Annotated in this window: 6 protein-coding genes; 2 read left to right on the forward strand and 4 right to left on the reverse strand. The window is 72.3% G+C overall.

All coding sequences use genetic code 11. The features are described 5' to 3' along the window. On the forward strand, positions 1-755 hold a 755-nt coding region (locus ACFQ3T_RS33670; protein ID WP_380729712.1), incomplete at its 5' end, for a GtrA family protein. Between the two features lie 125 nt (positions 756-880). On the opposite strand, the gene ACFQ3T_RS33675 is transcribed toward ACFQ3T_RS33670, so the two are convergent. From ACFQ3T_RS33675 to ACFQ3T_RS33690, 4 genes are read right to left on the reverse strand one after another with little or no spacing between them, the layout of a single operon-like run. Further along, positions 881-1,750 (reverse strand): carbohydrate deacetylase, encoded by an 870-nt coding sequence (locus tag ACFQ3T_RS33675; protein WP_380729714.1) that lies wholly within the window; start codon positions 1,748-1,750, stop codon positions 881-883. A 6-nt stretch (positions 1,751-1,756) separates the two neighbouring features. Beyond that, the gene (locus ACFQ3T_RS33680; protein WP_380729716.1) at positions 1,757-2,461 is read right to left on the reverse strand and encodes a class I SAM-dependent methyltransferase; all 705 of its coding nucleotides are present in this window, start codon (positions 2,459-2,461) and stop codon (positions 1,757-1,759) included. Beyond that, a complete protein-coding gene (locus ACFQ3T_RS33685) occupies positions 2,458-3,429 on the reverse strand; it encodes a glycosyltransferase (protein WP_380729718.1) in 972 nt (323 codons plus the stop codon). Before ACFQ3T_RS33685 ends, ACFQ3T_RS33680 begins: the two co-directional genes overlap by 4 nt. A 37-nt stretch (positions 3,430-3,466) precedes the next feature. Continuing rightward, positions 3,467-4,612 (reverse strand): cytochrome P450 family protein, encoded by a 1,146-nt coding sequence (locus ACFQ3T_RS33690; RefSeq protein ID WP_380729720.1) that lies wholly within the window; start codon positions 4,610-4,612, stop codon positions 3,467-3,469. 331 nt (positions 4,613-4,943) lie between these two features. Here ACFQ3T_RS33690 and ACFQ3T_RS33695 point away from each other — a divergent pair, with 331 nt between their 5' ends. Further along, the gene (locus tag ACFQ3T_RS33695; protein ID WP_380729722.1) at positions 4,944-5,819 is read left to right on the forward strand and encodes an alpha/beta fold hydrolase; all 876 of its coding nucleotides are present in this window, start codon (positions 4,944-4,946) and stop codon (positions 5,817-5,819) included. The last annotated feature ends 46 nt before the right edge of the window (positions 5,820-5,865 follow it).

Genomic DNA, 5,865 nt, shown 5'->3' on the forward strand with positions numbered 1-5,865 from the left:
TCGGCCGCCGACCCGGCACGCACGGCCGCCTGCTCCAGCGTGCGTTCGGCCTCGACGTCGCCGATGCCGGTGGCGGCCTGCGCGCCGCGCGCACGGCGGCCGTCCGACCGTTGCTGCGACTGTCCACTTCGGACGGACCGTCCCTCGGCACCGAGCTGCTGCTCCTGGCCGCGCACAACGGGTTGCGGATCGCCCAGGTGCCTGTGACGGGCGCCGTCGCGGGCGTGCGCCTCGGCGAGCGGCTGGTCGGTCTGGCCCGCGTCGCGCACGCGATGGCCACCGGACGTGCCGACCTGGGTGCGCCGGGCGCCCGCCCGGCCCGCCTCGCGCCCGCGGTGACGTTGCTGAGGTTCGGCCTGTTCGGCGTGGTCGGGCTGATGTCGGGGCTGCTGTACGTGGCGCTGTACCTGGGTCTCCGCACCGTGGTGCCCCCGGCGTTGGCGAACCTGGCCGCGCTCGTGCTGGGCGCAGTCGCCAACACCGAGGTGAACCGGCGGTGGACGTTCGCCGGCCGGCGGGTCGCGCCGGTGGGCACGCACCTGCGCTCGGGGGTGCTGTTCGCGCTGCACTACCTGGTGATGACGGGGGCCGTCACGGCCGCGGTCCACCTGAACCCCTCGGCCGGGCGCCTCGGCGAGGTGGCCGTGCTGCTGGCCAGCAGCCTCGCGGTGAGCGTGCTGAGGTTCGTCGGCCTCGACCGGTGGGTGTTCCGCACCGGCGGGACCCGTCGACGCAAGGCGTCCAGTGCGGAGTGACGGGTCGGCGCGAGCCGGAGGTTGAGCGTGGGCCGGGTTTCGGCGGGAGCCGGGTTCGGCGCGGGCCGGAGGTTCGGCGCAGGCCGCGGTTCGGCGTGGTCCGGGGGTTCAGCGCGGGGGAGAGGTCAGCGCGGTTCGGCGGGTGTCTCACGGGCCAGGTCGGCGTAGGTGCCCAGGCGCCAGCCCAGGTGGTCCACGGCGTCGCGCAGCTCGGGGCTGGTCAGGGCGTCCAGCTCGCCGGCGCGGGCGAAACCCCACTCGTAGCGGGCGGACGCCTCGGGGTCCGCGGCCTCGCCGGGGTGGCAGTTGATCTCCGCCGCGGTCGCGCTCGACTCGGTCAGGCGTTCCAGCGCCGACCGGAACGTGGGCAGCGTGAGGCGGCCGGCCTCGTCCAGCCCGGCATAGGCGCCGGGGCTGACCAGGCCGGCCGCGGTGAGCCGGCGGCGGACACCCGCGCTGAGGCGTCGGATGCCCGCGCCCTTGGGGCCACCGGCCCGGCTCGACGGCAGGCGCACCGCGCCGATCCGCCACCGCCGCGCGAGCGCGACCACGACGTCGGCCACCGGCGGCCACAGGTGGAGGTGCTGGTGGGTGTCCAGGTGGGTCAGGTTCAGCCCGCACTCGCCGACCAGCCGTTCGACCTGGGCGTCGAGCTCGCGCTCCACGTCCGCCGGGTCGATCCGGCCGGCCGCGGCACGGGCGAGGAACCGCCGCCACTCCCGCGGGAAGCCGCCGTCCCTGGTGACCAGGGTCGGGATCTCCCGCCGGGTCAGCAACGGCGGGTCGACGCCGATCAGCGCGAGGTGCGCGCCGACGCCGAGCGCGGGCGCGTCGGCCAGCCACCGGGCGGTCCGACGCACGGCCGGGCCGACCGCCAGGACGGACGTGCTGGTCAGCACGCCGTCCCGGTGGGCGCGCAGGACACCCCGCGCGATCCCGTCGGTCAGCCCGTAGTCGTCGGCGTTGACGATCAGCAGTCGGCGCGCCGCGCTCACGTCCGCCTAGCCTTCCTTCCGGCCGAGCACGCACAGGTTGATCATCAGCGGGTTGAGCGCCTGGAGCCGCGCGTCGCACCACCGGGACACCCCGTGCGCGCCGAACTGGAACGGGAACAGGTGCAGGCCGTGCCGCCGCACCACCGTCACCCCGCCGTCCCGCAGGGGATCGCGCAGCGAGCGCCACGTGCTGAAGTTCTCGAAGCCGTCGAACGGCCGCAGCCCCAGCCTGGTGGCGAGCTTCACCACCGGGCTCCACACCAGGTTCGGCGTGCTGACGGCGAGGTGCCCGCCCGGCTTGAGCACACCCGCCATCTGCCGCAGCGCGGCGGCGGGGTCGGGGGTGTGCTCGATGCACTCGGACGACACCACGACGTCGAACCGGTCCGGCCCGAAGTGCTCGACCAGCCGCAACGCGTCCGCGACCTCGGCGTGGCACCCGACCCGCCGCCGGGTGGCCTCCACGAGGTTCGGCCCGAGGTCGGTGGCGGTGACCCGCGCGCCGCGCTCGTGCAGCCGCTCGCTGAAGTAGCCGAGGCCGCAGCCGACGTCCAGCACCTCCTTGCCGCGCACGAGGTCGTCGGGCAGGAAGTCGTCGATCAACGTCTCCACCCGCCGGGTGGTGTCGTACGACGACAGCGCGCGCTCGAAATCCGCACCGAGCCGTTCGTGGACGTACTCGCGTTCGTCGGGCACGCGGGAACTGGTCACCGCTCCTCCACGGAGTCGTTGCCGGACAGGCGGTTCCCGGCCAGGCGGGCACCGGACGGACGAGCACCGGACAGGCGGGCGGCGGACAGGCGGGTGCCGAAAAACCGCACCGGGTTCCGCGTCCGCCCGCCGAGCGGCCCGGTGCGCCGGGCGTCCTCGGGCAGGGTGACGCGCAGAGCGCCGGACGTGAACCGGCGCGCCACCCGCACCATGCCGAGCAGGTCGTCCCGGACCGTCCGCCACAGGTCGACCGACGTGTTCGGGTCGTCGAGGCAGTCCACCGCGACCTCGTGGATGCGGACCCCGTTGCGCTGCGCGACCAGCAGCAGCTCGGTGTCGAAGAACCACTTGTCGTCCTCGACCGCGGTGAGCAGCGCCTGCACGACGTCGCGGCGGCCGGCCTTGAAACCGCACTGGGCGTCGGAGAACCGGGCGCCCATGGTGGTGCGCAACAGGAAGTTGTACACCCGCGACAGCACGGCGCGCTTCACCGTGCGGTCGACCCGGGAACCGTTGACGTGCCTCGTGCCGATCGCCAGGGCGCTGTGCCCGGACAGCAACGGGGCCGTCAGCGGCAGCAGGGCGTCCAGGTCGATGGAGAGGTCGACGTCGGTGTACGCGACGACGTGCGCCCGGCTGCGGCTCCACACGTGCCGCAAGGCCCGGCCGCGCCCCTTCTGGTCCAAGTGCACCGCCTCGACGTTCGGCAGCTCGGAGGTGAGCGCCGTCGCCAGCGCCCAGCTCCCGTCCGTGCTGCCGTTGTCCGCGATGGTGATCTGGAACGAGTACGGGAAGTTGGCGCTCAGGTAGGCGTGCAACCTGCGGATGCTGGTCGCCAGCACCTGCTGCTCGTTGTAGATGGGCACCACGAGCTCGACGGTGGGGGTGGGCGTGGTGCCCGGTTGGCGCGGGACGTGCCCGATCAGTGTCCGCGCCGTCGGGCTGTCCCCCGAGTGTGCGATCGACACCGGACCTCCTTGAACGCTGGCTGCGTCGGGGTTTCGCTCAGAGGACCGGCGGCCGGGCCGCGCCGAGCCGCACGGGGAGCGCGCGGTGGCCGTTCATGATGAAGGTCCCCTGCGGCTCCAGCTCGTCCACCGGGACGGCCAGCTCCATGTCGGGGAAGCGCTGGAACAGCGCGGGCAGGGCCACCATCGCCTCCAACCGCGCCAGCGGCGCGCCGAGGCAGTAGTGGACGCCGTGGCCGAACGACAGGTGCGACTTGTCCGCGCGGAGGGCGTCGAACTCGGACGCGGTCTCGCCGTGCACGGCCGGGTCGCGGCCGATGCCCGCGAAGCCCATCATCACCGGGTCGCCCTTGTTGATCAGCACGCCGCCGATCTCGACGTCCTCGGTGGCGAACCGGAACGGCAGCATCGCGGCGGGGGAGTCGACGCGGATGGTCTCCTCGAACACGTCGTCCCACGTGACCTTGCCCGAGTCGACCAGGCCCTTCTGCTCCGGCTTGCTGAGCAGGTGCTTCACCGCGTGGCTGAGCACGTTCATCAGCGTCTCGGAACCCGCGCCCAGCATGAGGTGCAGGGTGCCGGCCATCTCCTCGTCGGACAGCCGCGAGCCGTCGTCCTCCTGCGCCGCCACCAGCAGGCTGGTGAGGTCGTCGCCCGGCTCCTCCCGCTTGCGGGCGGCCAGGTCCAGCATCGCCTGGTGCCACTGCTCGACGTTCGCCTGCGCCTCCTCCGGCGTGATGGAGGTGCTGACGTTGACCTCGCCGCCCTTCAGGGCCTCGGCCCGCGCCTCCTCCGGCACGCCGAACAGCTCGCAGACCACCATGGCGGGCAACGGGTAGCAGAACTTCGACTTCAGGTCCACCACCTCGTCCGGCGGCAGCTGGGCCAGCTCGTCGAGCAGCCCGTTGGTGATCTTCTCGATCAGCGGCAACGAGTCCTTGACCCGGCGCGCGGTGAAACCGCGGGCCACCAGCTTGCGCAGGCGCACGTGGTCGTCGGCGTCGCGCGTGGTCATGTTGTCCATGACCACCCACGTGATCATCGGCCAGTCCGGCGGGACCTCACCGGCCGCGAGCACCGGCCAGTTCTTCGGGTCCTTGCCGAAGCGCTGGTCGGCCAGCACCTGCTTGCCCACCTCGTAGCTCGTGACCGCCCAAGCCTGGTAGCCCCCGGGGAGCTCCACCCTGCTGATCGGTCCATTCGCACGGATGCGGGCCGCCTCGGCGTGGACGTCGACACCTGCCGCGTCCAGCACTACGGGACAACGAGGCTCCATCAGCTTGCCTCCAAGCGAGAACGGATTTCCCTGGGCTTCGATGGGCCGACGGTAATGAAGCCGGACGGCCCACCGCGTATCGAAAATTGCGTTGGAACACTGCAATCGAGAGGAAGGCGGCACAACGGCCCGCCGCTAGCGTCGAGTCGATCGCGCGAGCCGCCCGCGTGGCTGGGAATCGGTCGCGCGGACGGTGTTGTCGGCCACCGGCCGGCAGTCGAGAACGAGGAGACGTCCGATGGCAGACTCAGCGCCCAGCACGCTGAACGAACACGGCGGAGAAGCCCCCGAGGACCTCCGCCTCGAAGACGACTACGCCGGGCCGCGCAACCTCCCGGTGGACACGGTGACGTCGCTCGACGGCACCGTCATCGCGTACGAGAAGTCGGGCTCGGGCCCGCCCGTCGTGGTCATCGGCGGCGGCCTGAACGACAAGGCGATGTTCGCGCCCTTCGCGCACATGCTGTCCGAGCACTACACGGTGTACAACGTGGACCGCCGCGGTCACGGCGACAGCGACTACGGCGACCCCGAGGAGTACTCGATCCACCGCGAGGTCGAGGACCTCGCCGCGGTGATCGAGGTCGCCGGCGAGCCCGCCGCCGTGTTCGCCAACTGCACCGGCGGCATGGTCGCCATCCAGGCCGCCGCCGACGGCGTGCCGATGCGCCGGCTCGGCATGTACGAGCCGCCGTACGACTCGCCCAAGGCCACCGACGAGCAGCTGGTGGAGCTGAAGCGGCTCGTGGCCGCGGGTCTCCGGGAGGAGGCGGTCACCCTCTTCGGCAAGGACATCGTCGGGTTCATCACGGACGAGACGCTGGAGAAGATCAAGAACCACCCGGCGTGGCAGGCGTTCGTGTCGATGGCTCCGTCCGCCGTGTACGACACGATCATCAGCCAGCAGCACAACGCGGTGCCGTTCGACCTGCTGCCGAAGATCACCGTGCCGACGCTGATCATCAGCGGCCGCAAGAGCACCCCGTCGATCCAGGAGGCGTGCGTGACGCTCGCCGACCGCATCCCCGACGCGCGGCTCATCCGACTGCCGGACGAGGGTCACCTGTACGACCAGCGCAAGGTGGCCCCGCTGATGGCTGACTTCTTCATTTGATTGCGCCGCCTCCGGCGTCGCGGCTCGGTCGCCGGGAAGTCGGGGG

The organism is Saccharothrix hoggarensis (assembly GCF_042678885.1).
GTDB classification, from domain to species: domain Bacteria; phylum Actinomycetota; class Actinomycetes; order Mycobacteriales; family Pseudonocardiaceae; genus Actinosynnema; species Actinosynnema hoggarensis.

Excerpts from the sequence above, each read along its gene's own strand:
- ACFQ3T_RS33695 (WP_380729722.1), top strand. The coding sequence starts at position 4,944 with ATGGCAGACTCAGCGCCCAGCACGCTGAACGAACACGGCGGAGAAGCC.